Source organism: Vibrio sp. 811, from assembly GCF_033339195.1.
Window position 1 is genome coordinate 170,548 of record NZ_JAWOUB010000006.1, and the last position, 26,410, is coordinate 196,957.

General features: G+C 46.0%; 25 protein-coding genes. 12 read left to right on the forward strand and 13 right to left on the reverse strand.

Going from position 1 to position 26,410, the window contains the following annotated elements; translation table 11 throughout:
• Positions 1-106: 106 nt before the first annotated feature.
• Both R7Q46_RS12170 and R7Q46_RS12175 read left to right on the forward strand, forming a co-directional pair.
• Entirely contained in the window at positions 107-373 is a 267-nt protein-coding gene (locus R7Q46_RS12170) for a DUF333 domain-containing protein (protein ID WP_005374023.1), read from the forward strand.
• Between the two features lie 248 nt (positions 374-621).
• Complete coding sequence (locus R7Q46_RS12175; RefSeq protein ID WP_005374025.1) at positions 622-1,278, forward strand: hypothetical protein; 657 nt, start codon at positions 622-624, stop codon at positions 1,276-1,278.
• Here the strand turns inward: R7Q46_RS12175 and R7Q46_RS12180 are convergent.
• On the reverse strand, positions 1,268-2,110 hold the full coding sequence (locus R7Q46_RS12180; protein WP_154204175.1) for a YdcF family protein: 843 nt from the start codon (positions 2,108-2,110) through the stop codon (positions 1,268-1,270). The genes R7Q46_RS12175 and R7Q46_RS12180 overlap by 11 nt on opposite strands.
• 131 nt (positions 2,111-2,241) lie before the next feature.
• Here R7Q46_RS12180 and R7Q46_RS12185 point away from each other — a divergent pair, with 131 nt between their 5' ends.
• Positions 2,242-3,612: an L-serine ammonia-lyase gene (locus R7Q46_RS12185; RefSeq protein ID WP_318077527.1), complete on the forward strand. Its 1,371-nt coding sequence runs from the start codon at positions 2,242-2,244 to the stop codon at positions 3,610-3,612.
• A 121-nt stretch (positions 3,613-3,733) separates the two neighbouring features.
• Here the strand turns inward: R7Q46_RS12185 and R7Q46_RS12190 are convergent, their stop codons facing one another.
• Complete coding sequence (locus R7Q46_RS12190) at positions 3,734-3,970, reverse strand: hypothetical protein (RefSeq protein WP_005374030.1); 237 nt, start codon at positions 3,968-3,970, stop codon at positions 3,734-3,736.
• A gap of 248 nt (positions 3,971-4,218) precedes the next feature.
• Here R7Q46_RS12190 and R7Q46_RS12195 point away from each other — a divergent pair, with 248 nt between their 5' ends.
• Positions 4,219-5,094 (forward strand): LysR family transcriptional regulator, encoded by an 876-nt coding sequence (locus R7Q46_RS12195; protein WP_239932332.1) that lies wholly within the window; start codon positions 4,219-4,221, stop codon positions 5,092-5,094.
• A gap of 68 nt (positions 5,095-5,162) precedes the next feature.
• Here R7Q46_RS12195 and R7Q46_RS12200 read toward each other — a convergent pair whose 3' ends face one another.
• From R7Q46_RS12200 to R7Q46_RS12220, 5 genes are all read right to left on the reverse strand, one after another.
• Positions 5,163-6,032 (reverse strand): LysR substrate-binding domain-containing protein, encoded by an 870-nt coding sequence (locus R7Q46_RS12200; RefSeq protein WP_239932333.1) that lies wholly within the window; start codon positions 6,030-6,032, stop codon positions 5,163-5,165.
• Between the two features lie 200 nt (positions 6,033-6,232).
• Positions 6,233-7,213, reverse strand: coding sequence for an OmpA family protein (locus tag R7Q46_RS12205; RefSeq protein ID WP_005374035.1), 981 nt, complete (start codon positions 7,211-7,213; stop codon positions 6,233-6,235).
• Positions 7,214-7,667: 454 nt separating this feature from the next.
• Entirely contained in the window at positions 7,668-8,792 is a 1,125-nt protein-coding gene (locus R7Q46_RS12210) for a M14-type cytosolic carboxypeptidase (protein ID WP_017819760.1), read from the reverse strand.
• 113 nt (positions 8,793-8,905) lie between these two features.
• Positions 8,906-10,306, reverse strand: coding sequence for an FAD-dependent oxidoreductase (locus R7Q46_RS12215; RefSeq protein WP_318077528.1), 1,401 nt, complete (start codon positions 10,304-10,306; stop codon positions 8,906-8,908).
• A 219-nt stretch (positions 10,307-10,525) separates the two neighbouring features.
• Positions 10,526-10,885: a DUF3316 domain-containing protein gene (locus R7Q46_RS12220; RefSeq protein ID WP_017819758.1), complete on the reverse strand. Its 360-nt coding sequence runs from the start codon at positions 10,883-10,885 to the stop codon at positions 10,526-10,528.
• A 412-nt stretch (positions 10,886-11,297) separates the two neighbouring features.
• On the opposite strand from R7Q46_RS12220, the gene R7Q46_RS12225 reads away from it, so the two are divergent.
• Together R7Q46_RS12225 and R7Q46_RS12230 are read left to right on the forward strand one after the other, a co-directional pair.
• Positions 11,298-12,224, forward strand: a complete 927-nt coding sequence (locus R7Q46_RS12225; protein ID WP_005384371.1) for a VirK/YbjX family protein — start codon at positions 11,298-11,300, stop codon at positions 12,222-12,224.
• 12 nt (positions 12,225-12,236) lie between these two features.
• Positions 12,237-12,788 carry an outer membrane beta-barrel protein gene (locus R7Q46_RS12230; protein WP_005374044.1) on the forward strand — a complete coding sequence of 184 codons (552 nt, stop codon included), beginning with the start codon at positions 12,237-12,239 and terminating at the stop codon, positions 12,786-12,788.
• A 68-nt stretch (positions 12,789-12,856) separates the two neighbouring features.
• Here the strand turns inward: R7Q46_RS12230 and R7Q46_RS12235 are convergent, their stop codons facing one another.
• From R7Q46_RS12235 to R7Q46_RS12255, 5 genes are all read right to left on the reverse strand, one after another.
• Entirely contained in the window at positions 12,857-13,762 is a 906-nt protein-coding gene (locus R7Q46_RS12235; RefSeq protein WP_138939767.1) for an EamA family transporter, read from the reverse strand.
• 66 nt (positions 13,763-13,828) lie between these two features.
• On the reverse strand, positions 13,829-14,533 hold the full coding sequence (gene phnR, locus R7Q46_RS12240; RefSeq protein WP_005442366.1) for a phosphonate utilization transcriptional regulator PhnR: 705 nt from the start codon (positions 14,531-14,533) through the stop codon (positions 13,829-13,831).
• A 9-nt stretch (positions 14,534-14,542) separates the two neighbouring features.
• On the reverse strand, positions 14,543-16,267 hold the full coding sequence (locus R7Q46_RS12245; RefSeq protein ID WP_318077529.1) for a putative 2-aminoethylphosphonate ABC transporter permease subunit: 1,725 nt from the start codon (positions 16,265-16,267) through the stop codon (positions 14,543-14,545).
• 8 nt (positions 16,268-16,275) lie between these two features.
• Entirely contained in the window at positions 16,276-17,382 is a 1,107-nt protein-coding gene (locus R7Q46_RS12250) for a putative 2-aminoethylphosphonate ABC transporter ATP-binding protein (RefSeq protein ID WP_318077530.1), read from the reverse strand.
• Between the two features lie 889 nt (positions 17,383-18,271).
• Positions 18,272-19,282 carry a putative 2-aminoethylphosphonate ABC transporter substrate-binding protein gene (locus tag R7Q46_RS12255; RefSeq protein WP_258677665.1) on the reverse strand — a complete coding sequence of 337 codons (1,011 nt, stop codon included), beginning with the start codon at positions 19,280-19,282 and terminating at the stop codon, positions 18,272-18,274.
• A gap of 266 nt (positions 19,283-19,548) precedes the next feature.
• On the opposite strand from R7Q46_RS12255, the gene phnW reads away from it, so the two are divergent.
• The 3 genes from phnW (at position 19,549) to phnX (ending at position 22,964) form a co-directional block, all read left to right on the forward strand.
• The gene (phnW, locus tag R7Q46_RS12260; protein WP_005432490.1) at positions 19,549-20,652 is read left to right on the forward strand and encodes a 2-aminoethylphosphonate--pyruvate transaminase; all 1,104 of its coding nucleotides are present in this window, start codon (positions 19,549-19,551) and stop codon (positions 20,650-20,652) included.
• A 26-nt stretch (positions 20,653-20,678) separates the two neighbouring features.
• Positions 20,679-22,058: an aspartate aminotransferase family protein gene (locus tag R7Q46_RS12265; RefSeq protein ID WP_213871483.1), complete on the forward strand. Its 1,380-nt coding sequence runs from the start codon at positions 20,679-20,681 to the stop codon at positions 22,056-22,058.
• Positions 22,059-22,148: 90 nt separating this feature from the next.
• Positions 22,149-22,964 carry a phosphonoacetaldehyde hydrolase gene (gene phnX, locus R7Q46_RS12270; RefSeq protein WP_213871484.1) on the forward strand — a complete coding sequence of 272 codons (816 nt, stop codon included), beginning with the start codon at positions 22,149-22,151 and terminating at the stop codon, positions 22,962-22,964.
• Positions 22,965-23,049: 85 nt separating this feature from the next.
• Here the strand turns inward: phnX and R7Q46_RS12275 are convergent, their stop codons facing one another.
• Entirely contained in the window at positions 23,050-24,078 is a 1,029-nt protein-coding gene (locus R7Q46_RS12275; protein ID WP_005442357.1) for a LacI family DNA-binding transcriptional regulator, read from the reverse strand.
• A gap of 249 nt (positions 24,079-24,327) precedes the next feature.
• Between R7Q46_RS12275 and R7Q46_RS12280 the strand changes: the two genes are divergently transcribed.
• Genes R7Q46_RS12280 through R7Q46_RS12290 form a run of 3 tightly spaced genes read left to right on the forward strand, consistent with a single transcriptional unit; the run spans position 24,328 to position 26,383 of the window.
• Entirely contained in the window at positions 24,328-24,771 is a 444-nt protein-coding gene (locus tag R7Q46_RS12280; RefSeq protein WP_005384357.1) for a PTS sugar transporter subunit IIA, read from the forward strand.
• A gap of 58 nt (positions 24,772-24,829) precedes the next feature.
• On the forward strand, positions 24,830-25,117 hold the full coding sequence (locus R7Q46_RS12285) for a PTS sugar transporter subunit IIB (protein WP_005374080.1): 288 nt from the start codon (positions 24,830-24,832) through the stop codon (positions 25,115-25,117).
• Positions 25,118-25,126: 9 nt separating this feature from the next.
• Positions 25,127-26,383 (forward strand): PTS ascorbate transporter subunit IIC, encoded by a 1,257-nt coding sequence (locus tag R7Q46_RS12290; RefSeq protein ID WP_005384349.1) that lies wholly within the window; start codon positions 25,127-25,129, stop codon positions 26,381-26,383.
• Positions 26,384-26,410 lie beyond the last annotated feature (27 nt).

Genomic DNA, 26,410 nt, shown 5'->3' on the forward strand with positions numbered 1-26,410 from the left:
CTAAATTCTTATACGTCCCTCTTACTTTTAACATCGATAAGACAATAATCTCTTAAAGTTGCCTATAATCAATACAATACTCGCCCACCCCATGCGGAGATAAAGAATGAAAAAGACAAATTTAATGATGGCTATGGCTGCAACATTGGTACTGGCTGGTTGTTCAACTTACGAGGGAGCGACCCGCTCAACTGAGTATACCTCCGTTGCAAATCCCGCAGCCGTATACTGTGTTCAGCAAGGTGGTGAGCTGGATACCGTGTCGGAAAACGGCGAACGTGTCACTTACTGTGTGCTGTCGGACAATGAACGCGTCGAGCAATGGGAATACTATCGCGAGAATCACAAAGAAAATGAGGGTGACAACTACTAATTATTTTTATCGATACGTCACCTTCCCTCTATCACTTAGGAGCCTTTGGGCTCCTTTTTATTTGATTTATCAAAGTGTTCTTACGTTGTTTTTACATATCTCTGACTTTACCGCACATCGACCCTATATCGAACAGTGTTCTATTCTTGACATTCCCCTGACATAACTTTCCACTTGGACAATAAAATTCCAAACACAGATCACACTAATTCACATTTCTTCCACATTTTCTGGGACAGGTGAGCAAGATGAAAACACAAATAGTAAAAGAAGCCGAGTCAGCCCCAAGCAACGTTGTTACTGAAAAATCAAAGCGCATTATTTATAAATCGAGTTTAAACGCCTTGATGATTGTCGCTATAAGTATTCTCGTTAACCTTAGTCTTCGTCTTGATTATGTCGTGTTGGGATCAAGCCTTGGCGAGCTTTCCGTTACAGAAACGCTCCAGCTTGTGATGCTTGCTATTGCATCATGGTCGTTTTTCAGCTTATCGAAACAACAGCCTCAGCTAAAGCATGCGGCTATTTTGATTGCAGGATTTTTTGCAGTACTGATTATTCGCGAAACGGACTATTGGACAGACATGATTCATCATGGCTCTTGGGTTTTCCCAGCACTTGCTGTCACCGCACTGGCTTGCGCCAAAGCTTACCAAGGTGGTAAAGGTACCATGAACGAAATGGCGACCATTTTAACAGTGCCACATATGAAGCTATTAGTTGGTGCTGTAATGCTATTATTAGTCTTCTCTCGTTTGTATGGTATGGGTAGTTTTTGGCAACAAGTGATGGACGAAAATTACATCCGTGATGTTAAAAATATCTCAGAAGAAGGTATAGAACTGCTTTGCTACTGTTTGATCGCATTAAGCGCCGTCCGCACAAAACGCGAGCTTAATGAATAGACTCTGGGTCAAAGCGACGGTTCAATGCCGTCAGTATCGGATGGAAGATACTTAATGCCTTTTCCGCAGCACCTACAGATTCATCCAAGGCCGTCATTTCGACGGCCTTTTTCATTTCTTCAATATGTTGCAAAGCCTCTTTATCGAGCGGTAAAGAGAGCAATTTGTGAATAGCATCTCTTGCGATCATAAGTGGCTTTTTTCGGACAATTGATAAATCTCGGAAAAATGCGCCATGCTTGATCCCTTCTAAATAAACTCGGTAGGTTGTGAGTTCATCGAGTAGCAAGAATGTCTCCGCCATAAGCCCTTTATGTGGGTATGGCACGCTAATATGTTTGCTGATATCCAGTGGAATATTGAGGGTCACCCCCATGGATTCGCAATCGGATTTAAGTACTCGTAATAAGCCTTGCTCATCCATCAAATTCTGGATATCAATGATTCGTTCGAGGTGGTAGTCATTAGACAGCAAGATAACCTCAACCGGATGCCCCGACCATAACTCGAACAACCCACTTTTGCACAAAACTTGGGAAACATAACGCATGTTTTGAAACGTGTTCAACGACTCCGTTTCTAAGAGTATATGACGTTCAGGGAACGGATTCACAGAGTCTGTGTTTAGGGCTCTAAAATACGCGTACATCGCCTCTGCTTCAGAAACGCTTTGTCCTTGCGTTACTCCGCCACAAAAAACAATCGCCGTTCGCTCTATCGGTAGTGATGCAGTCCTACAAGACAAAGCTTCGACTCTTGTTATGCCCTCAGAGGTCAACCTGTTATTGACGAGGCGTTTACCTAAAACGATGACGATGTTGTCTAACTTCATTTTAAAATATCGCGCTTAGTTGGCAGTGTTACAAAAATCTTCTTTCACTCCCGACCCACAAGCTTTAACATCTAGTTAACAACACTGTTCTAGAGACCTTTATAAAGGTTCACTGCTAAAGGAAGTCAATTATGCTGTCGATTTTCGATATATTTAAAATTGGTGTCGGGCCATCCAGCTCCCACACTAATGGTCCTATGCTTGCCGGATTCCATTTCACTCAGCTAGTTAGCGACTCTATGGCGAAAGTGCATCGGGTGCAAGTGGACCTTTATGGCTCATTGTCATTGACAGGTAGAGGGCACCATACAGACCGAGCCACGGTCCTTGGTTTGATGGGAAATAAACCTGATACCATCAAAATGAGCAGTGCCAAAAGTGCGCTACAAAATACCATAGACAATAATACGCTCATGCTCGCCGGTACACACCAGATTGAGTTTAGCTACGACCATGACATCGTCTTTCATAGCGACAACCTTCCCCTGCATGAAAATGGCATGACGATTACAGCATTAGACGCTGCTGGAGATCAAGTAGCGTTTGAAATTTATTACTCCATTGGGGGCGGATTCATCGCCACCGCCGACGAACTAGAGAACGGCACGCAACAAGATGAGATCGCAGTACCATTTCCGTTTACATCCGCAGATGAGATGCTGGAAAAAGCCGAGACGAACGGTTTCAGCTTGGGAGGCATGATCCTCCAAAACGAACTCGCATTTCGCTCAGACGAAGAAATTAACCAAAGAGCAGAGCAAATTTGGAAAGTGATGTCGCTCTGCATGCAACGTGGCTTCGATACGGAAGGGATTTTGGAAGGTGGTCTAAATGTCACTCGTCGAGCACCAAACCTTTTGAAAAAGCTCGAAGCCAACGCTGCAGTTGAAAACGATCCGATGGAGATCATGGATTGGATCAATCTCTTCGCCTTTGCGGTTAGTGAAGAAAATGCAGCAGGAGGGCAAGTCGTCACTTCTCCAACGAATGGTGCAGCAGGGGTGATTCCGGCGGTATTGATGTACTACCATCGCTTCATCAAAGAGCTTGATGTTAAACAGCTAAAAGACTTTCTCGCAGTCGCCGGCGCTATCGGCATCTTATATAAAACTAACGCGTCAATTTCTGGTGCAGAAGTGGGGTGTCAGGGAGAAGTTGGGGTTTCTTCATCCATGGCTGCCGCTGGCTTAACAGCGCTAAGAGGGGGCAGTAACGAGCAGATTTGTATTGCTGCGGAAATTGCGATGGAGCATTCATTGGGTATGACTTGTGACCCGATTGGCGGCTTGGTTCAAGTACCTTGTATTGAAAGAAATGCCATGGGAGCAATGAAAGCGATTAATGCATCGCGTATGGCATTAAAGCGCACAAGTAAATGTTTAATTTCGTTAGATAAAGTTATCGAAACCATGTATCAGACTGGTAAAGATATGAATAAAAAATACCGTGAAACCTCTTTGGGGGGCTTAGCTGTCATTCATATGGCACCGCCATGCGAATAATGGCAGGTGGTCATTGCGCTTAGCTTCTCACCATACGCTTATCTGGTAATTATGATCTGATGATATTACATATAGAAATGCCGCGTTCTTCGCGGCATTTTCTTAACAAGAAACTATTCGATTAATCACGTCGACCACGAAGTTCAATTTTTTGAGTTGCAGCATCCGAATGGATTGTTACACCGCCATAGGCCATTTCATTGCGACCCTTCAGCGTCAATTGAGAATCTGCACGCTCTACGTCAACCTGATTTTTCGTTGCCATCGTCATATCAATCGTGCCCGTGTATGACCCATCGCCAGCAAATGCTACGTTTGTTGAGCAAACCATCAAAACAAGTGCGATTAGTTTTTTCATACATCACCTCTATTATCGTTCTTACTTTCTGTCGGTGGAAAAACTGTAACAACAGAAACGCGCTCATACGAGGAAAGCCATTATTTACCAAATGGAAATCCATGCTAATAAACTGATGTAACCAAGAATAACTTATCGTTACCTTCAATAAATCAGGGATAAGGCAGCGACTTAAATTGACCGAGCGTTGTCTTTTCTTAAGAAATTCAGCGATATGATTTGTCGACAAAAGCCAAGCGAGACAATGTATGAGCGTTAATCTGGATATTCAAAATATTTTGGTATTAAAACGGATGTATGAGTTACGTAACGTCCGGTTAGTCGCAGAATCACTCGGTAAAACGTCAGGAGCAATCAGCAAAAATCTGACTAAGATGAAAACTCAGCTCAATGATCCGCTATTCGTTCAGACCAAAAATGGCTTTGAACCAACAGCTTTTGTGGAAGCGAACATTGCGCATTTTGAGCAAATAATCAACAGTATTGATTCCATCAAACCACAGAATTTTTCACCAGCTCATTTTGACGGTTCAATCACTATTTATGCCAACACATTGTTTTGGGAGTACTTCGGTGACAAGTTTTACTTGGAGTTACTAAAGCACGCCCCAAACGCAAAATTCTCATGTTTGCGCTGGGGTAGCGAAGCAAAAAAACGATTAATTAACGGTGAAAACGCCATTGCGATTCATTACTTTGATGAAGATCTGCCACAGTCAATTGTTCAGACCGAACTAGGGCGAGGAAAAGCGGTATTTTTTGTTCGAGAAGATCATCCCGCTCAAAACTCCCAAGAGCTAGAAGAGTACCCTTTCATACTTTTTAAAACGCCGGGATGGAACGACTACCGATACCCTGTGTTGGAAAGGCTCAAACATATGGGTTTTAGAGCCACACCTAAAGTGGAAATTGAGCATCCAGCGATGATTCAAAAAGTGCTTCTGCAAACGAATCATTTTGGCATAACGATGAGTGGACATGTTCCTAAGGGTTGCCGAAGTATCGCGCTTCCTGCTGGGCTAGAGCTTGATGTTCGCTACGTGATGAGCTGCCGTCGCTCTCAACAGCAAGATCCGGTAAATCAGTGGTTATTAGATGTCATTAAGCATGTCGCTCAGTCCTAGACTGATGACTTGCTACTGCTAATAATAGCCAAACCACACATGCGCTCTACTCACTAGCTGAACGAACATTAAAGACTCTGTATTAACCATTGAGCAAAGGTGTTTACGTGTGATTTTTCGGATGCTCGAACCACCATATAATGTGCACCAGAACTTGGCATATGCCAAGTTCCAACCTGGACTAATACGCCCTGTTGCAGCTCATCCTCAACAAGAAAGTCTCTTACCAGCAACACGCCAAGTTGATTAATCGCAGCATGAATAGCAAGCAATGAGTGTTCAAACTCGGCGACGACTTTGCTCACCTTCCCTTGATAACCTTGGTGCGTAAGCCACTCTTGCCAAGATTCATGATAACCGCTAGTACAGATTTTAGGCGCTTTAGCTAACTGCAAGAGGTCATTTATCGGGTTTAAATGCATAAAGCCCGGGCTTGCGACAACGATCCAGTTTTCTTGGGTTAATCGTATGGCTTCTTGCTCTTGCCAATCTCCATCTCCGTTAATAATTTCGATATCCGCAATCGCACTGGCGTTTGGAACTGTATTAGCAGTGGTCGAGATTTTAAAGGAAATGTCTGGGAATTGTCGCTGAAAATCAGCCAATCTTGGCATTAACCATTGAGAGCAAAAGCTGTGAGCGACATGTAAGTTAACTTGCGTATTCTTGGGACGAGTAAATAAATGCTGCGTCGTGGTCGATAATGTTTGAAGCACATGATTAACCACTGGCCAGTATTCTTGCGCGGAGCAGGTCAGCGTAAGGTGAGTGCCCTTACGCTCGAATAACGTCGCATTGAGCTGTGACTCTAGCGATTTCACCTGTTGGCTGACGGCCGCACGAGTCACATTTAGCTCCTCTGCAGCTTTTGTAAAACTCTGTAGTCGAGCCGTGGCTTCAAAAGCTCGGAGCAAATTGAGCGGCGGTAAACTTTGCATATCATTCTCCCAAACACTTGGCTGTCATGCTATGAACTGGTGATGACAAATTGATGAAGGTGCTGAGTTTACGTATGTTGAGCACATGTCAAAGCGTCCCGATATAACTATGTTTCTACACAACTACTTAGTTAGTTAAGCGGGATCAAAAAAGCCAGCGTGATACACGCTGGCTTTTGGAACTTTATCTTAAGCAGGAATTATTCTGCTTTTTCAGTTGTTTGGTATTCAAACGCAGGAACAACCACTTCAACACGACGGTTCATTTGACGACCTTGACGTGTCTCGTTGCTTGCTACTGGGTTAGCTTCACCCATGCCTTTCACTGTCATACGCTCAGCCGCAATACCTTTTGCTTGGAACTCGTCAGCAACGGCTTTCGCACGTTTTTCTGTGAGTTGCTTGTTGTAAGCAGCAGAACCTGTCGTATCGCTGTAACCCGTGATCTCAACTTGAGCTTGTGGGTAAGTATTCATCAAATCAACGGTACCAGAAAGGTTCGACGCGTCTTTCACTTCTGCACTTTCTAAGTCGAATTGTACTGTCGCTGTTGTTTGAGCAGGGTAAACGTGATCTACAATGCGTGTTGCAGGACGTGCTTCTACCACCTCTTCAACGGCTTTTTCTTGAACGACTGGTTCAGAACCAAACTTGTAGTTGAAACCGATACCGAAGAAATCTGAATCCATGTCTTCAATTACATCATCAGACATATCTTGGTAGCGTTGGTATTCAGCACGTAGGCTCCAGTTGTAGTTGATTTGGTATTCAGCACCCAGAGAGCCAGTTGGTACGAAATCTTTCTCGTCACCAGCCATCATGTATGCAGCACCAACTTTCGCGAATAGATTCCAAGAATCCGTTAGTGGTAGGTTAAATTTAGGAGCAAGCGTCAATGCCCAAAGATCACCATCAACGGTGTTTAGGCCAGGCTTTTTGAAGTTTGCAGTGAAGTCACCAAGGTAATCAACACCATACTCTGCCGCAACGTACTTGTTGAAGCTGTAGCCTAAGTGCATAGATGCTGCAAAACTGTCGTCGTCACAAGGTTCGTTCAGGTAACACGCATCGTTTAGAGAGTTGTAACCTACTTTACCGCCCATGTAAGTGTCAGCAAGTGCAACGTTTGAGATCACACCACCAGCAAGTACAGTAGCCACTGCTATAGCGATTTTTTTCATTATTCTTTTCCTTTTTCTTGTACACAAAGCAACACACCGCGGCAGCATACTGCCGTAAAATATGAAGCCGTAACTTTCTCTTTTCTTCGAATAGAAATAGCTAAATAGCGCAGGAAAGAATCAAAAATGATATTCAAACGCCAATGACGTAAAACGGAAAAAGGTAACCTCAAGACCATCTATTCATGAGCTTCATCCGCATACCCAACCGAAAAATAAAGTTCGTTGCGTTGGTTTAGCCATAGTCAATTCGTTGCGGAGAATATCACAAAGAAGCCAACTTTCTGTGACGCAAATCACCATAAAAAGCCACTTTCTCAAATTTAAGAATCATCATTTAAGCTTGTGAATGGCAACAAATTTTTACAGGGGAGCGTGGAGCTGGAGAGCACAAAAAAACAGCTCATTTAAATGAGCTGTTTTCGAAATAATGAAAAAGCGTTAACTCGTCGAGCTAAATTTTATCCGCTACGGTTAACGTTGCAGCTAATACATCTTGCCCAAACAAGACACTACGCTCAGGAGACCAACCATAAAGTGGATCTGGGTGATTGTTGTTATCTTTAAATGGCATTTCGATTGTGTAAGACAAGCATTTGAACTGCTCTGCAACCCAATTTGAACCGACCGTCAAATTCGCTTTACCAGGCTCATCTTTATCGTAACCAATCTCATCTTGGAACTCTGGCGTAATAGTCAGTAACGCTTGCTTAAATGATGTCTCTAAAGCGGCAAGATTTTCATCGTAAGAAGGAATACCTTCTGAGCCAGCGACGAAGTTATACGGAATCGCTTCATCGCCATGAATATCTAAAAACATGTCAACACCCGTTTCCAGCATGCGCTGACGCACAAGGTAGACTTCTGGGCTCTTTTCCATTGATGGCGTTTGCCATTCACGATTTAGGTTTACACCTACTGCGTTGGTACGCAAGTGACCGCGAATACCACCGTCTGGGTTCATATTTGGTACGACGTAAAGCACCGCTTTTTCAAGCAATGCACGCGCAACCGTGTCGTTTTCATCTAACAGACGTTGGATCATACCTTCCATGAACCATTCCGCCATGGTCTCACCTGGGTGCTGACGTGCAATCATCCAGATTTTCTTTTTGCCTTCTTCTGGCTCACCGAAAGTAAGCAAGCTCATGTCATTGCCATCTAGCGTATGACCAAGCGTCTCTAGTTGGCAGTGGTGCGCGCTTTGTGCCATGTGTAACAAGTCTAAATGACGATCGTACGTGTATGGCGCAAAGTACGCGAAGTAAATTGAGCTGCGCTCAGGGATTACAGTGAAAGTCAGCGTGTCGCCATCGAACTCTGCCGGTACTCGGAACCATTCTTCACGATCGTAAGACGCAACCACATCGTAACCTTGCCATCCTTCTGGATAAGCCGATTTAGCCAAATCAAGCAATTTGATGGTGTGTGATTGCTCGGCTTCTGTCTCAAGACGGAAGTGGAACCACTGGTAGAATTCCGACATATTGTCGTTAGGAATTTTGAGTTGGATGTCGTTTTTGTCGTCCGCTTTCACTACGTGAATGCTGCCGCTATCGAAGTTGCTGAATACTTTCATTTTATGACTCACCTTTTAAATCTGAGCTTGAAAGACAGAGGCTAACACAAGGCTTCATCGCGCCCCAATGACTTTCACTGCAAACTGTCTCGTTTGTGGCTAAAGTCTTCAGTTTAGTCAAGCTTATCCGCTTTGCCTGCTGGTCCTGCAAGTTTTGCTAGCCACTTATCCCAGATAAACGGCGTTTTCTCGTTATCTTCTGCTTCCTCTTTTCGACGTACCGCGTTGCGCACTATCATAGCCCCGGTCCAGCGAAGCGGTTCTGGTGGGAAATACCCCAACGGTCCTTTGGCTAAACCACTGTTCGTCCACTCGTTATCGATTCCCAATATCAATGAAGATAAGATCTTTCCGCCCATTCGAGTCTGCGCTACACCATTGCCTGAATAACCAAATCCGTAAAAGATATTGCTCTGTTGATCTAGCTCGCCGAAGAAAGGGAAACCAGTAGCAGAACGATCAGAGCCCCCCGTCCATGAATAAGCAAACTCCTCGCCTCTCAAACGAGGAAACAACTTATCGAACGACTTACGCAGTAGACCTTGGTAGTGTGTTGGCTTGTTAAACATTGCGTCAACTTGGTTATTGAAAGAAAACTGATTGCCGCCTTTCCCCAACATCAAACGGCCATCTGGCGTATCTCGGTAATAGTGCACAAAAATACGAGAATCCAACACACTAGAACCTGCCTGCCAACCAGATTGAGTTAGTGCGTCACCAAGCGGCTTGGTGATCACCATGTCGGAAGAGACCACCACGATACTGTTTTTGAACTGTTTAAACTGCTCCACCATCCATGCATTTAATGCCAATACCACCTGCTGCGCTTGAATGTTTCCTTTAGGTGTACAGACAATGGCAGGTTTTCCATAATCTAGACGCGTCATCGGCGTGTTCTCATAAACTTCAACACCCAGATCAATAGCAACACGGCGTAACCCCCTCGCTAATAATGCAGGTTGAACGCTGGCTGAAACTGGAGAGTGATAGCCTTCAATATGTCGAGGTGAACCCGCATTGGCACGCAGTTCCTCCACCGAGCAACGACGCCAACTATTCACTTCTAATCGCTTTAACTCGTCCACAACTGGCTGCATTCCCCCAGTTTGAGCCTGATTGGTTGAAGTGTAATAAACCCCTTTTAACGATAATTGCGCATCGATGTTGTGCTGCTGACAAAAGTCGTCAATCTCGAGCACTGCTTGTTCCGACTCTTTTACTAACCAAGCAGCATGTTCTTCACCGAATAACCGTTTCAATGTCGGGAACTTGGTAGACCAAGTCAACATACAACCGCCATTTGCGCCCGATGCACCACTGCCACAAAGGCCTTTTTCAATCACGACTACCTTTTTTTCCGGAGATTGCTGCTTAATCATAATCGCGGTCCAAAGTCCGGTGTATCCGCCACCAACAATCGCAACGTCAGTATTAATGTTCTGCTGTAACGGTTGTGGCGTTTCTGGTTGCTCAGCTTCAATTGCCTGCTTGAACCAATATGAATGATGTGTCATCGGGTATCCTCGTTAGTGCGTTACATCCATTTCCGCAAACACTTTACAAACGATGATGACAATCAACGAGCAAGAAAATCTAACGCTGAGCGATAGAAAATGTTGCACTGAGAGTGTGAAAATTTTCGCTTTCGACAAAAACAAAATGGGGAGCTCGTGGCTCCCCAAAACAAACAGCAAAAAATATTAGTGGTAAACAATTCAAGTCCGTCTTACTGGTTAGTATTTACCGGTATCACGCATGCGGTACTCGTATTGAACATTGAGAATAGGCTGGTAAACAACTTGCCCGTCACTTTGCAAGAACTCATTTACCATGACTTTTGAGTCAGTGATAGAAAACGATTGGCGATCAACATACGTTGTAAGGCTCGTAAACTCATCACGGAGTTGTCCAGATGATTTATTTTGGTAGCTTTGGATCATGTCTCGGCCCATTTCATAAGCCGCTTGTTTGCTATCCATTACGTCGCCATGGATAGTTTCGGTATCGTTTGTCCACTGATAACCACCTGCAAGAGCCATAGAAGGTGCAGCAATCAGAGCAATCGTACTTGCTAAAGTTGTTAAGCGTTTCATAAACCTCTCCTTACTTACCTTTACATCGGGCCAAAATTGGCTCGATACTTATAAGGTACGTATAAAGACCTAAAACACGTCAAAACAATTTCAAATAATGTTCAATTTTCGTTCAACTTATTTCACATTAACTTAGCAACTCAACGTCATATTCAGCCGACATTCGCATTTTCCTCCTTTTGAACAATGGGTTTCAACCTGACACTTCCTTACCAAACCATACAATACCTAAGGTCAATTTTCTCTTAGAATTCCAGCAAAAGAACACTGTTCAAAACCTTACACAAACGTCGGACACAGCAAAAACCACCTCTTTTCAGTCGTGCTTTGCATTCCTCCTTTTCGGGTTCTTCGCTGCTCGTCCGTCGGTTCTTAATTGTCGCTATTGAGCACAAGTTAATCTGGAGTGAAAATGACCGCGAACAAATCCATTTTTTACCATAGCAAATCGATTTACTCAGATGATTATGCTGATGTCTACAAGCCAATTTGGACCTACAGAGCTAAGTTCATCTTACGTGCGCTTTATTACAAACGTGCGTTTAAGCACCTTTCAGACAATATTGAATCGTCATTGTTAGAGTTGCTTTGTACACGTACGCATCGATTTTTAGAGAAGCCGTTTCGTCCGTATATCATCAAAAACAACTCAGCGTTCGATCGTTCTAACTTGGTGGTTGATCACTACAAAACGATTTCAGAACTGTTTTCTAAACAAACAATCGAAGAAATCTACACAGACTCGAAAGGCCTAACATTAGCCTCTTTTGAAATTGACGAAATACTGTACTCGGTGAGATTAGTATACGAAGCACGTTATCAAAAAGAAGGCGACATGAGCCTAGTGCTGCACAGCGCTGAAGATGGCAACTTCTACACGCTCTCTTTTACGCTAGGTCACATCGAATCTGGACGCAGCATTATGATTGGCGGCTTACAAGGACCGCGAAGCAGTGAAGAAAACAACGCGAAAATTAAAAAGCTAACTCGTAAGCTTTACGGACAGAGACCAAAAAGCTTGATGGTGAGCTTGCTCACTTTGCTCGCACAAATTTGGGAAGTAAATACGATTCTAGCAGTGAAAACGCAGTCCCATACTTACGCAGCTAAGCGCTACAGCAAAGGGCGAATCAAAACGGATTACGATGCACTCTGGCAAGAATTGGGCGGCACCGAATACAATCGTCATTTTTACTCAATTGATGTAAATGCACCCCGTCGAGATATCGAAGGCATGTCGCGCTCTAAGCGTTCGATGTATCGTCGCCGTTATGAATGGCTAGACAACACCAAGATCACTTTCGAACAAATATTAAAAGGCGAGCAAGCTAAAAGCTAAGGAGAAGCGTTCATGCGTTATTCATTCATTACTGCTTTAGTGTTGTCGGCTTTTTCTTTGTCAGCCAACGCAGAAACCAGTGAGCACATCATAGGTACAAACATTGGCTATGGCGATGTGAACTACGATGCTCCGACAAGCAAAGAATCAGGCGACATGTTCTTAGGTGAAATATATTACCGCTACATGCCAACACATAACTTTGGTATCGAAGCAGGTTATAAAGGCGCGTTTGACGGTATCGGCTCGATACTCGTGAGTCCGATTTCAGAAGTCACCGATACGAGCTTCTCCGGACCTCGCTTGAGTGGCTATGCTAGCTATCCTCTGGGTTCAGGTTTCGAACTGTACGGCAAGGCAGGTGTCACTCTCTACACTCTCGAATACACTTATAAAGTGAACGGTCAGAGCAAGAACATCGAACACTCAAGTGTCGGAGGTGAAGCGGCTGGCGGTATCGGCTGGAGCTATAAACACTTTGGTTTGAATGCAGAATATGTGTACTCAAAAAACAGCGATTTTGACTCTAGCGGCGTGATGTTTGGTGCGCAACTGCGTTTTTAAACAAGGCTTACAAGTTAATACAAAAGGCAGCGAGAGGCTCATTCGCTGCCTTTTTTCGTGAATATAGGTCAATACGCAAGCGCGAGAATGATCCCCGCCACGATAGAAGTAACGCCAAGCCCTCGGGTGAGATACCATTTCTCAGACAGAAACCAAATCCCCATAAACAATCCAAACACAATGCTGATTTGCCTTAGTGCTACGACCAAGCTCACGTTGTCGGTCATGGTCATCGCAAACAGCACCAAGCCGTAGGTGGATGCCATCATTACCCCTGCCATGCTGGCTGTTTTGCGGATCTGCCACGCTGTCTTAATCTCATCTGGTTTGCCCGTAACTAAGCACCACACAAGAGCAGGAATACCAATTGCCCAAAACTGCACGCCCAAGTAGAAGATTGCACTGTACTGATCATTCAAGATCTCTGATGCTTGTCCTGTGAGTAAACTCAGCGCTTCTTTGTCGACCACCGAGTAACCCGTTGTGCCTATTGCGGCAATCAATGCCCAGAACACACCAACGTTCAAATAAGAGCCCAATGTCATCTGACGAAAATTCGTCAGTGGTACCAGCATACAACCAAGGGTAATCAGCAAGAATCCAAGCCACTGCTGACTGGATAATTCATGCCCCAATGCAACACTGATTGCGCCGACCATCATCACAGGCAGTGCCCGAGCAATCGGATAAACCACCCCCACATCAGCGTGCTTATAAGCGACAATCAAACCGACCAAATAAACCATTTGTGAAATGCCGCTAATGAACAGCAATCCCCAAAATTCACTCGGTAATGATGTCCAGCCAATGGTCGCCAAATACCAAATCAAATAAGGGGTAAGAATGGCACAGGCAGAGAAGCTGGCCGCCATAGTAAACGCGAGTCCAGAGCCAGAGTTGCTTTTACCAAGGATATTCCAACCCGCATGGAGAACAGCAGAAAAAACGACGAGACCAATCGCCAACAAATCCATTTCAATGTTCCTGTCTGAATAAAATAAAGGCCCCGAGATGGAGCCTTAGGTGATGAGAAAATCCACTTAACGATTGAGTTCCGCCAGAGATTCAATGCTGATGGCATCGTGTCGCCAATACTCGATATCGCAATCAATCAACTCACCGTGCTGGTTATAGTTGATGCGCTCCACCACCATCGCTGGCGTACCGGCTGTCGCACGCAGTGCCTGAGCCATTTCCCCCAACAAAGTGCTGGTTGAAATGCGGTAGCGAATCTTTTGATACGTCACGCCATAATGATCGCGGTAAATGTCCGTCAGTGAATTTGATAAATCGTAGTCCAACAGGTTCGGAAACAGCTCTGGGCGAATGTAGTTTGTTACGAACACCACGGGTCTATCTTCAAGGTATCGCACACGGTCAACTCGATACACATCCGAGAAAGGCTGCAAGTCCAACAAGCGCGCGGCTTGTTTGTTTGCCAACGTCCCTTTTGCTGCGACCAACTCCGTTTTTGGCACGCGATTTTGCGCTTTCGCCATGTTCGGGAAGTTAAGCGTTTGGGTTGGGTCGTAACGCAATGGCTCAGGAGAGATAAACCAACCTCGGCGATCTTCACGATAGATTCGACCTTCTGCTTCCAGCAGTGATAAAGCTTCACGCAGAGTGACGCGTGTAGTATCGAACGACTCCGCCAACTTACGCTCTGCTGGCAGTTTTTGACGCGGCGATAGCATGCCCGCTTCAATCTGTTCAACAATCGAATCTTTAATTTTTACGTATTGCACGAAGTGTCCTTATCTTTTGCGCCAAGCTTGTGTGCGACTCTCTAACAATTTACCCAAAGTCATCTGAACAATCTTCGCAATTGCGGCAGCCATCATGATCATCACCGCCATCGCTGCTGCAGCGCCAGTTTGACCTGCATCATCCATATTCAGAATCGAGACCGAAGCCGGAATCGTATCGGTTGAGTAAAGGAATACTACCGCAGAAGTGGTGGTCAATGCATTAACAAACAAGTAAGTCGCAATGTCCAAAATCGCAGGTAAACACACAGGTAATGTCACTTTAACGAACAACTTGTATTGAGGAAGCTTCACCGATGCTGCCGTGGCTTCAATCTCCGATGGCAACTGCTTTAGCGCTGTCAGGGCGGTCATGTGACCCACCGTGTAATAATGCACTACCGTGTTAATCACCAAGAATGCCATGGTGCCATAAAGTACGTTCAGAGGATTGTTCGCATCGTTGAAGTAAAAGATGTAACCCAAGCCAAGCACCATACCAGGAACCGCCATCGGCACCACGCTGAGCATTTGCATCACTTGACGAATTGGACCGAACGCACGCCCTTTCTCAATGCAGTAAGCACCGACAAAGATGATGGCTGTACCAATAACCGCTGTCCAACCTGCCAGCGTTAGCGAGTTGAAGAATGGGCTCCAACCGTAAGTGCTCATTTCGGCAAAGTTGTAGTTGTTTAGCGTCAGCGCTTTGTTCCAAGGCCAGAACGTAACTAACGAGCCATACACCGCCATGCCTAGCACTGCCAACACTGCGATAGAAATGATGCTGCAGTAAACCAAACAAATGCTGTCGCGCGCTTTGTTAGGTTCTGGCTGATAAGGCACCGAGCGAGTGTCAAATAAGCTCTTTTGCTTTTTCTGTACCCAGCGGTCTGCACCAAATGCCATTACCGCAGGGAATAACAACATAATGCTGGTCACCGCCCCCATGGCAAAGTTTTGCTGTCCCACTACTTGCTTGAAAATGTCAGTCGCCAGAACGTTGTAGCTTCCACCAATCACTTTCGGCACACCAAAGTCCGTGATAACCAGCGTAAAGACGACGATAAGCGTACTGATCAAACCGTATTTCGCCGCAGGTAACGTCACCATAAAGAAGGTTTTGATGGGTGAAGTTTTCAGTGCGCGGGCTGCTTCATACAAGCGAGCATCAGAAGTGCGCAGCGAAGTGGTTAAGATCATCAATGCATGAGGAAAGGTCCAGAAGATCAACCCCATCGAGATACCAATCACGCCATAAATCGAGTTTCCTAACAACATCTCTTTGGCAATGCCTTGATTACCGAAAAGGAAGATCAAACTGATCGCCGGCAACAACGAAGGCGCAAGAATTGGCGCAGTACCTAGGATTTGAAACAAACCTTTAAACGGCATGCATGAACGAGTCAGCGCGTAGGCATAACCAAACGCAAGCGCACCCACTACCGAGGTCACTATCACGCCCAAAGTGAAGGTGTTGCCCACCGACACCCACAAGCTTGAAGAAGAAAAGTACGTCGCAAAGTTGGCCAAACCAACGAATTCGCCATTGGCATTTTGCACACTCTTGGTCAACATTGCCCAAAGTGGCATCAAGATGAACAGCACCATCATGGTCGACAAACCAGCGAGCAAGCCAAACAACACAAGGTTGTCGCGGCTAACACGTCCGAGTAGGGATTTTGCTTTGTCTTGTGTGGTCAGGCTATTCATCGTCATTGTCTTCGCATCCATGTTTACACCTACGCCGCTAGCGCTTTATCAACCGAGGGCACGGCGTAACCATGCAGCCCTTCTTCAGCAAACTGGATGTAACGTACATCGCCCGCCTTGATATTGAGTTTTTGAACCGTTTCCACAGGCACATCCACGACGATGGTTTTCGTTGAGCTGTCGTTTTGCAATACGCAATCAATGCGGAAAAACGCCCCCAAAAACTCGGTAGCCGTTACTCGCACTGGTAAAGAGTTGGTGTAGTTTTCAACGAACTTGATGCTTTCAGGACGCACCGCAAGGTCGAAGCGGTCACCGCGTTGGATCTTACGATTAGTCAAGCTTGGCGCTGGCATCAAGGTTTCGGCAATGCGTACTTGGGAGTCCGTTGCGACTGAGGTTTCAATAAAGTTCATGCTGCCGACAAACTCAGCGACAAAGCGCGTTGCTGGTTGCTGGTAGATCTCTTGAGGTGTGCCGACTTGCTCAATCACGCCATGGTTCATTACCACGATACGATCCGCCATCGACAACGCTTCGTCCTGATCGTGCGTAACCATGATGGTGGTGATGCCAAGCTTACGTTGCAGCTTACAAATCTCGTCACGTAAGTGAACACGTACTTTTGCATCCAGCGCTGACAACGGCTCATCAAGTAACAGTAAACCCGGTGACAACGCCAATGCACGAGCCAAAGCAACACGCTGCTGCTGACCACCAGAAAGTTGGTTAGGGAATTTCTCGCCAGAGGTTGGAAGACCAATGGTTTCTAGCCAGTAATCTACTGTCTCTAGCGCTTCTTTGGTCGACATTCCTTGGTTCTTCAGGCCCACTGCAATGTTCTCTTGCACAGTTAGGTTCGGAAACAGCGCGTAAGATTGGAATACGATGCCGAAATCGCGCTTCTCTGGTGGTAGGAATGTGGTCTCTTGACCGTTTTGAAAAATCGCACCAGACGTTGGCAAGTCTAAACCTGCAATGGCACGTAGCAGAGTGGTTTTACCGCAGCCAGAAGGACCAAGAAAACAAACGAACTCGCCCTTCTCAATCGCTAGCGAGATTTTCTTTAATGCAGTGAACTGTCCGAATTGCTTCACTACATTTTCGATATTTAGGTAATGTTGGTTAGTTGACATAACACACGCTCCAAATGGTATATACCAACTTTAGTTTTGGAGTGTTACGTTCCAATGACAAATTTATAGCCAGAAGATGACAAATAGATGAAGAGAAGCGAAGTTTGTTTACGTGACAATTAGAGATTCCCGACTCGCTCCTTCGTCACTCTCGAGAATGAAGTGATGAGTGTGGATTACAAATTCTGAAATCACATTCGCGCTCAGAACGACAAGTTTTGACCTTCACTCCATATACTTAAGATCGTCATTCCGGACGAGCCTAAGCGAGCCATCCGGAATCTCTTACAAGTACTATATTCTGAGATTCCCGACTCACTCCTCCGTCGCTCTCGAGAATGACGTTGTAAGTGTGGTTCATAAATTTTGAATCACACTCACTGCCTAGAATTACGAGCTTTGACTTTCACTCCATATGCTTAATATCGTCATTCCGGACGAGCCTAAGCGAGCCATCCGGAATCTCTTACAAGCACAATGCTAAGAAATTTCCAACTAACGCCTTTGCTGCGTTCAACTTTTACAACCCCTCCAACTCCCCCTTTTCTCGACATGCTTTGCCAAGCATTTGAATGTGGTTATCAAGGGGGAGAGCTGTTCTTTGCTGCGGTGAGCTCTGTGCTTTCCCAACGTCATTCTGAAAGAGCCTAGGCGAGTATTCAGAATCTATTTTCAGCACATTGGATGTTGCATTGTGAATTAAACTATCCGCGAATGCAGAACCAGTCCCTCCCCTTTTCCAGCGTGACTGTTGTAGTCCCGCGGAGTTAAAGCCAAGGGGAGGTTAGGTGGGGTTGCTGCTTTAAGGCTTTTGACTCTCGCCTCTTCCAAAAACAAAAAATCCACCTCAACCGAGGTGGATTCAATATTCAACTCAAAGCAATTTCAATTAAGACTTTGGCTCTGATTTCGCGTCGAACTTCTCAGACCATGCCGCTAGAATCTCTGCACGCTTACTGCCCATTTGCGCGAAGTCCATCTTCGCCATGTTCTCTTGAACGTTAGGGAAGTTAGATACTGCCGCTTTCACTTCTTTATGTGCAACCACTGGGTACATTTCTACGTAAAGCTCGTTTGCCGCTTTAGAGATTGACCAGTCGACAACACGTTTCGCTGCATCCGATTCTTTTACTAGACCAACAGCTTCTGATTCCCAGCCGATACCTTTTGGTGTGATAACCGCTAGTGGTGCGCCTTGTGTTTTCAGCTTCGCGCCGCGGCTTGCCATCGAAATACCGATAGCCACTTCACCCATGCCCGCTTGAACACATGGCTTAGAGCCAGAGTGCGTGTAGTGTGCAATGTTCTTGTCTAGGTCACGCATGTAGTTCCATGCCTGATCTTCACCCATGTTTTGTAGCCAAGCAGAAACCTGCATGTAGCCAGTGCCCGAAGACGCTGGGTTCGGCATTGCAATGTGACCTTTGTAAACCGGCTTCGTTAGGTCTTCCCAAGACGTTGGTTTAGGCAGGTTAAGTTGTTTCGCTACCGCTTCGTTAAAACAAACTGCGTTGAAGAACGCATCGTTACCGAACCAAGCTTGGTTTGATTGAGGGTCGTTTAGGTTCGCGTGCAGCTCTTCCAAACCTTTTGGTGTGTAAGGCTTAAGAAGACCTTCATCTTTAAGCAGTGCCATTGACGAGCCAGCAAGACCCCAAACCACTTCCGCTTGAGGGTTGTTCTTTTCTGCCAGCAATTTCGCCGTCATGATACCGGTTGAATCGCGAACCCACTTAATCTTGATATCTGGGTTATCTTTCTCAAACGCAGACTTGTATTTCGCAAGAATGTCAGTTTCGAAAGCGGTGTAAACCGTGACTTCCTGTGCTGCCATTGCATTCGTAGCTAGCAGAGAGACAAGTGCAGCCAGCGATCCTTTCATCAAACGGTTTTTCATCATTTTCTCCAGTTAATTTGGTTAAGCTTTCATTTGGTCTGTACCAGTTGACGATATACACCCTACTGAGCCTTTGTGACGAAATCATGACCATTAAATGGCAGTTTTACGAAAATTTGCGATGAATAATTGTTCAAATGATCCGCTATTTTCTGGATATTAAAGTTTTATGAAATTGAAGATTCGCCTATTTACTGCCCTTTTCTTCCTCGCTAGAGTGAACTTGAAATTTGGTGTAGACCAATTAGCTTATTCTGATGGAAATCGAGATGAAAAACGAATACCTACTACTGACTCCAGGTCCTCTATCTACTTCTGAAACGGTACGTGAAGCCATGCTGAAAGACTGGTGCACTTGGGATGATGAATACAACAAAGACATTGTAGAAGTGATCCGCACTAAGCTTGTAAAACTGGCGACGGAGCAAGACGGCTACACCAGCGTACTAATGCAAGGTAGTGGCACCGCATCAGTAGAAGCGACGATTGGCAGCGCCATTGGCAAAGATGGAAAGCTGCTAGTTGTCGACAACGGTGCTTACGGTGCACGTATCGCTCAGATCGCTGATTACCTAAATATTCCATGCCATGTAGTTTCCCCAGGCGAAACATCACAGCCACACTTGAACGAGGTGGAAACTGCATTGGCATCGGATCCTGCTATCACACACGTGGCAATTGTTCACTGTGAGACAACCACTGGCATGCTTAACCCAATTGAGGCATTTGCTTCTGCGGCAAAAGCACACGGTAAAGTGGTGATTCTCGATGCCATGTCGAGCTTTGGTGGCATTCCTATCGATATCGCAGAGCTAGGCATCGATTTTATGATCAGCTCTGCAAACAAATGTATTCAAGGCGTGCCGGGCTTTGGCTTTGTGATTGCGAAACAAACTGAGCTCGAAAAGTGCCAAGGTCAGGCTCGCTCTTTGAGCCTTGATCTTTACGACCAGTGGCACTGCATGGAAGTGAACCACGGCAAATGGCGTTTTACGTCTCCAACGCATACGGTTCGCGCTTTCTATCAAGCATTGTTAGAACTGGAACAAGAAGGCGGCATTGAGGCTCGTCATAACCGTTACCAAACTAACCAGAAAACACTGGTTGCAGGTATGCGCTCTTTGGGGTTTGAGCCACTACTAAGTGATGACCTACACTCACCAATCATCACTTCTTTCTACTCTCCGACGCACAGTGATTACCAGTTCAAAGCGTTCTACACACGTTTGAAAGAGCAAGGTTTTGTGATTTATCCGGGTAAGGTATCGAACGCAGATTGCTTCCGCATCGGCAACATTGGTGAAGTTTACCCAGCAGATATCGAGCGCTTAATCGGTGCAATTGAAAAAGCAATGTACTGGCAAGTTGCGTAAAGCAGCCTTCTGATTGAGAGAGCGTTATGACTCAGAATATCAAACCGACCCATTTCCGCAGCGAAGGCGATGTCAACACAACACCAGCGCGCCAAGCTTGGAATGCATCGATGGATGACGAACGCACGCAAGCATTACTGAAGCGTGATTCAGAGGTATTTCTTCATCAAGCAATGTCGACACCTTGCTTAGATACCTTGGAAGCAGCAGAAGGCATCTACATCCAAGATGCTACAGGCAAAAAATACATGGATTTCCATGGCAATAACGTCCATCAGCTGGGCTACGGTCATCCGCATGTGATTAAACGCGTGCAAGAGCAAATTGCCAAACTGCCGTTTTCACCACGTCGTTTTACCAACGAGACCGCAATTGAATGTGCCGAAAAGCTCACCCAAATCTGTGGCGGCGAATTGAACCGCGTGCTGTTTGCTCCGGGTGGTACATCTGCGGTTGGCATGGCACTTAAACTAGCGCGCCACATCACGGGCAACTACAAGGTGGTGTCTCTGTGGGATTCCTTCCACGGCGCATCGTTGGATGCCATCTCAGTAGGTGGTGAAGCGTGTTTCCGCCAAGGCATGGGACCATTAATGGCAGGTGTTGAACGCATCCCACCAGCCGTATCTTACCGTGGTGCTTTCCCTGTCGCGGACGGCAGTGACGTGCATTACGCCGACTACCTTGAATACGTGATTGAGAAAGAAGGCGGCGTGGGCGCATTTATCGCAGAAGCGGTTCGTAATACCGATGTACAAGTGCCGAGCAAAGCCTACTGGAAACGCATCCGTGAAATCTGTGACAAACATAATGTCATGTTGATCATCGACGACATCCCTAACGGCATGGGTCGCAGCGGTGAATGGTTTACCTACCAAGCCTACGACATCGAGCCAGATATGCTCTGCATCGGTAAAGGTTTGGGCGGAGGCTTAGTACCTATCGCAGCCATGGTAACCAAAGACAAATACAACACCGCCGAGCAAATCTCCATGGGTCATTACACTCATGAGAAAAGCCCTATCGGTTGTGCTGCAGCACTGGCAACCATGGAAGCCATTGAGCAAGACGGCTTGCTAGATAAAGCCAAAGCCGACAGCCAGTTCATGCGTGAAAAGCTGCTAGAGATGAAAGCCAAATACCCAGTGATTGGTGATGTGCGTGGCATTGGCATGTTGTGGGGTATTGAGTTGGTCACTGACCACGAAAGCAAAGCACGCGCGTATGACGAAGCGGAAGCTGTGTTGTACCAATGCCTCAACAATGGCGTGAGCTTCAAGGTATCGCAAGGCAATGTGATTCAACTCAGCCCATCGCTGATCATCACTCGCGAACAACTGACAGAAGCGTTGGCGATCTTTGAAGAAGCGATCGCCAAAGTGTGCAAAGACTTTAACTACTTTTAGGGTCAATAGACCTCAACAAAAACCAATTGATTCAGAGTGCAGTTCAAACGTGTAGGCAAGCACTCTGGCAAGCAAGAAAAAGGATTGAACATGAGCAACTCACCAATTCAAGCAGTGATCTTTGACTGGGCTGGCACTATCGTCGATTTCGGCTCTTTTGCGCCAACTAGCATCTTTGTGGAAGCATTCAAACAAGGCTTTGATTTCGAAATCGACCTTGAAGAAGCGCGCGAACCAATGGGGCTTGGTAAGTGGGATCACATCCAAGCTGTGGGTCGCATCCCTGCGGTTGATAAGCGTTGGAATGAGAAGTTTGGTCGATCAATGACCAGCGAAGACATCGATGCTATCTACGCAGCATTTATGCCTTTGCAAAAAGCAAAAGTGGCTGACCACGCAGAGCCAATTCTCAATGCGATTGAAGTTGTGAACGATCTGAAAGACAAAGGCATCAAGATCGGTTCTTGCTCTGGTTACCCTCGCGAAGTGATGGACGTACTGATTCCAGTTGCAGCGGATTACGGCTACAAACCAGATTACGTGGTAGCAACGGATGACCTGCCTCAAGGTGGTCGCCCTGCACCATTTATGGCACTGAAAAACGTGATTGAGCTGAATGTAACGGACGTTAACGCGTGTATCAAAGTGGATGACGCAGCCCCAGGCATCGACGAAGGTCACAACGCCGGTATGTGGACCGTTGGTTTGCTGCTGTCTGGTAACGAAGCAGGTCTAACGTTTGAAGAATACCAAGCTGCGGACGAAGCAACACTTAATGCCGCTCGTGAAAAAGCGCGTGCAAAATTGCTAAAGAGCTCGCCGCACTACCTTATCGATACGATCGCTGACTTCCCAGAAGTGGTTGCAGATATCGAACGTCGCCTAGCAGCAGGTGAGCGTCCTTAGTAGAGAATCATTATTCTCACGCATAAAAAACCTCTCAGCATCGAGAGGTTTTTTGTATCACGTATTAGTTTCTAACCAAATGAGGTTAGTTGATCGCAGTACTCGCTCGGCGTTTTAGCTTAAAGCCCATGTCCGTTGCATGTTCTACAGGCTCACCTTTAATGGCTTGCAGTAACTTGTCTGCGGCTTTCGTCCCCATACGTTCGTAATCGAATTCCGCACAGGTCAAACTTGGGTAGGCGTGCTCACCCATGGAAGAGCCTTCCAAACAGATAATCGCAATGTCGGTCGGGACTTTCAGCACTCGGCGGTGACACTCAAACAATGCGCCAATCGCAATCTCTTCATGGCTACATACCAGAGCATTCAAACTTGAATCGCGCAGCAATAGTTTTGCCAATCCTTCCGCACCTAATTGTGAAGATGGTGCTTCGTGCGTGGTTAAGAAATGGTCCGGCGCAAGGTAGTTCTCAATCATCGCGCTTTGCCAGCCGTGTAGCTTACGTTGCAAAGTGGAGTGATCGCCGCGCGCACCAATGAAGCCCACGTTCTTGAAGCCTTGCTCAATCACATGCTTGGTACAGGCTTTACCCACCTCAAAATGATCAACACCGATATTGAGATAACTGGCTTTCGAACTTAGCTCAGCAATTTCCAATACAGGCGTGTTCGAGGCTTCCAAAAGTTGATTGGTTCGCTGGCTATGTTCATTACCAAACAACACCACTCCGGCTGGACGGCTCTCAAGAAATGTCGAAAGCAGTTTCTCTTCTTGCTCTACCGAGTAGTCGCTGTAACCAAGCAGCAACTGATAACCTGCCTTGTTCAACGCTTGTTGAAAGCTCGGTAAGAAAAGCGCGCACGCTTTTTCAAACAGGGAAGGAATGATAAGAGCGATGGAGTAACTTTCAGCAGACGCCAAAGCCCCTGCCGCTTTATTCGGGATATAGCCGAGCTCATCAACCACTTGTTGAATCTTTTCTCTCAGCTTGTCAGATACTAGCTCGGGCGTTCGTAATGCTCGCGACACAGTCATGGTGCCTACGCCGGCTTTTTTAGCGACGTCCGCCAAGGTGACATTGCCAGTACTTCTTCGTTTGCGAGGTTCGCTCATTGTTTTTATTTAGTGTTCTCTATTTTCTGCCGCGACATCTTACCACAGCGTTTTAGTGGTTTTGATATTAGCGCATTAGAAGTCGATCACAAGCATATGAAACTCGGATGACTGATAAAAATGGTAGCGCTATCACAATTTATGATAGCGCTATCAGATAGCGCTACCATTTGTGATCATTCTCAGGTTTTTCTGACAAATTGATCGATAAAGTACGCAGCAACAAAACAACAAATCGGAAACATTCCAATGCTACGTGAACTGATTACCTCTGATGTCATTCGCATCCATTCTGACGCAACCGACTGGAAAGATGCGGTGAGCAAATCCTGTGAAGCACTGATTGAAAATGGTGCGATTGAGCCAAGCTATGTGGACGCTATTTACCGCTCCCACGAAGAGCTCGGTCCTTACTACGTGGTAGGTCCTGGTATGGCAATGCCACACGCTCGCCCTGAAGATGGCGTTAACCGTTTGTCTCTTGCCATCACGGTGATTCAAAACGGCGTGAACTTCGATTCTGAAGGTAACGATCCAGTAAAAATGCTGGTTACGCTAGCCGCGACAGACAGTAACTCGCACGTGGATGCGATTTCTAAACTGGCTGAGTTGTTTATGAATGAAGAGCATGTAGAAGCCATCTGCACCGCTCAAAACACACAAGATGTTCTCGCGATCATCGAAAAGTACTAACTCCTGATGTGCCCTTCAAAATGGGCATACACCCCTATAAAAAGAAAAGGTCTGAATTATGAAAATTATGGTTGTTTGCGGTCACGGTCTTGGTACTAGCCTAATGATGGAAATGAGCATCAAAGGCATCGTGAAAGAATTGAATGTAAACGCAGAAGTGGATCATATCGATCTAGGTTCTGCAAAAGGTACGGATTGTGACATCTTCATCGGTACTAACGACATCGTTGAACAGTTGAACGCACTTGGCGTTGAACCTCGCATCGTTGCGCTTGATAACATGGTCGACAAAGTGGCAATGAAAGAGCGTCTATCTGTGGCACTTCAAGAGCTTGGCGCTCTATAAGGTGGCGTTATGGAATTCTTCAGTTTCTTAATGAACGATGTCCTATCAGAGCCAGCGGTTCTGGTAGGTCTTATCGCCCTAATCGGCTTAATTGCCCAGAAAAAACCGGTCACCGAGTGCATTAAAGGCACGGTAAAAACCATTCTTGGTTTCATCGTGCTTGGTGCGGGTGCGGGTCTGGTTGTAACTTCTCTGGGTGACTTTGCGACGATTTTCCAACACGCGTTCGGCATCACTGGCGTGGTTCCAAACAACGAAGCTATCGTCTCTATCGCGCAAGAAGCGTTTGGTAAAGAGATGGCGATGATCATGTTCTTCGGTATGTTAGTGAACATCTTGATCGCTCGCTTCACGCCATGGAAATTCATCTTCCTAACAGGTCACCACACGCTATTTATGTCGATGATGGTAGCGGCGATCCTTGCTTCTAGCGGCATGAAAGGTGTTCCACTGATCGCGCTTGGCTCTCTGGTTGTGGGCTCTGTGATGGTGTTCTTCCCTGCGATTGCTCACAAGTACATGAAGCAAGTAACAGGTTCTGACGACGTTGCGATTGGTCACTTCTCTACCCTTTCTTACGTACTAGCGGGCTTTATTGGCAGCAAGTTCGGTAACAAAGAACACTCTACTGAAGAGATGAACGTACCTAAGAGCTTGTTGTTCCTACGTGATACGCCTGTAGCAATCTCGTTCACCATGGGCATCATCTTTATGGTGACGTGTATCTTTGCTGGCGGTGACTTTGTACGCGAAGTTAGCGGTGGTAAGCACTGGTTCATGTTCGCGCTGATGCAATCCATCACATTCGCCGGTGGTGTGTACGTTATCCTTCAAGGTGTACGTATGGTTATCGCAGAAATCGTTCCGGCGTTTAAAGGCATCTCAGACAAACTAGTACCAAACGCGAAACCTGCGCTTGATTGTCCGGTTGTATTCCCATACGCACCAAACGCAGTATTGGTTGGCTTCCTATCGAGCTTTGCGGCGGGTCTTTTGGGTATGTTCCTACTTTACGTGATGGGGCTTACTGTGATTATCCCTGGTGTCGTTCCACACTTCTTTGTAGGTGCAGCGGCAGGTGTATTTGGTAACGCTACAGGTGGTCGTCGCGGTGCAATCTTGGGTGCTTTTGCACAAGGTCTACTGATTACCTTCCTACCAGTATTCCTAATGCCAGTACTGGGTGACCTAGGCTTTGCTAACACGACCTTTAGTGACGCAGACTTCGGCGCTGTTGGTATCCTACTGGGTCTGATTGTTCGCTAAGTAGTTAGTCTGAATATAACTAGCTGA

Bases quoted from the DNA above. Each gene is read 5' to 3' on its own strand.
- R7Q46_RS12170 (WP_005374023.1), top strand. From the start codon at position 107: ATGAAAAAGACAAATTTAATGATGGCTATGGCTGCAACATTGGTACTG.
- R7Q46_RS12175 (WP_005374025.1), top strand. From the start codon at position 622: ATGAAAACACAAATAGTAAAAGAAGCCGAGTCAGCCCCAAGCAACGTT.
- R7Q46_RS12180 (WP_154204175.1), bottom strand. From the start codon at position 2,110: ATGAAGTTAGACAACATCGTCATCGTTTTAGGTAAACGCCTCGTCAAT.
- R7Q46_RS12185 (WP_318077527.1), top strand. From the start codon at position 2,242: ATGCTGTCGATTTTCGATATATTTAAAATTGGTGTCGGGCCATCCAGC.
- R7Q46_RS12190 (WP_005374030.1), bottom strand. From the start codon at position 3,970: ATGAAAAAACTAATCGCACTTGTTTTGATGGTTTGCTCAACAAACGTA.
- R7Q46_RS12195 (WP_239932332.1), top strand. From the start codon at position 4,219: ATGAGCGTTAATCTGGATATTCAAAATATTTTGGTATTAAAACGGATG.
- R7Q46_RS12200 (WP_239932333.1), bottom strand. From the start codon at position 6,032: ATGCAAAGTTTACCGCCGCTCAATTTGCTCCGAGCTTTTGAAGCCACG.
- R7Q46_RS12205 (WP_005374035.1), bottom strand. From the start codon at position 7,213: ATGAAAAAAATCGCTATAGCAGTGGCTACTGTACTTGCTGGTGGTGTG.
- R7Q46_RS12210 (WP_017819760.1), bottom strand. From the start codon at position 8,792: ATGAAAGTATTCAGCAACTTCGATAGCGGCAGCATTCACGTAGTGAAA.
- R7Q46_RS12215 (WP_318077528.1), bottom strand. From the start codon at position 10,306: ATGACACATCATTCATATTGGTTCAAGCAGGCAATTGAAGCTGAGCAA.
- R7Q46_RS12220 (WP_017819758.1), bottom strand. From the start codon at position 10,885: ATGAAACGCTTAACAACTTTAGCAAGTACGATTGCTCTGATTGCTGCA.
- R7Q46_RS12225 (WP_005384371.1), top strand. From the start codon at position 11,298: ATGACCGCGAACAAATCCATTTTTTACCATAGCAAATCGATTTACTCA.
- R7Q46_RS12230 (WP_005374044.1), top strand. From the start codon at position 12,237: ATGCGTTATTCATTCATTACTGCTTTAGTGTTGTCGGCTTTTTCTTTG.
- R7Q46_RS12235 (WP_138939767.1), bottom strand. From the start codon at position 13,762: ATGGATTTGTTGGCGATTGGTCTCGTCGTTTTTTCTGCTGTTCTCCAT.
- R7Q46_RS12245 (WP_318077529.1), bottom strand. From the start codon at position 16,267: ATGGATGCGAAGACAATGACGATGAATAGCCTGACCACACAAGACAAA.
- R7Q46_RS12250 (WP_318077530.1), bottom strand. From the start codon at position 17,382: ATGTCAACTAACCAACATTACCTAAATATCGAAAATGTAGTGAAGCAA.
- R7Q46_RS12255 (WP_258677665.1), bottom strand. From the start codon at position 19,282: ATGATGAAAAACCGTTTGATGAAAGGATCGCTGGCTGCACTTGTCTCT.
- phnW (WP_005432490.1), top strand. From the start codon at position 19,549: ATGAAAAACGAATACCTACTACTGACTCCAGGTCCTCTATCTACTTCT.
- R7Q46_RS12265 (WP_213871483.1), top strand. From the start codon at position 20,679: ATGACTCAGAATATCAAACCGACCCATTTCCGCAGCGAAGGCGATGTC.
- phnX (WP_213871484.1), top strand. From the start codon at position 22,149: ATGAGCAACTCACCAATTCAAGCAGTGATCTTTGACTGGGCTGGCACT.
- R7Q46_RS12275 (WP_005442357.1), bottom strand. From the start codon at position 24,078: ATGAGCGAACCTCGCAAACGAAGAAGTACTGGCAATGTCACCTTGGCG.
- R7Q46_RS12280 (WP_005384357.1), top strand. From the start codon at position 24,328: ATGCTACGTGAACTGATTACCTCTGATGTCATTCGCATCCATTCTGAC.
- R7Q46_RS12285 (WP_005374080.1), top strand. From the start codon at position 24,830: ATGAAAATTATGGTTGTTTGCGGTCACGGTCTTGGTACTAGCCTAATG.
- R7Q46_RS12290 (WP_005384349.1), top strand. From the start codon at position 25,127: ATGGAATTCTTCAGTTTCTTAATGAACGATGTCCTATCAGAGCCAGCG.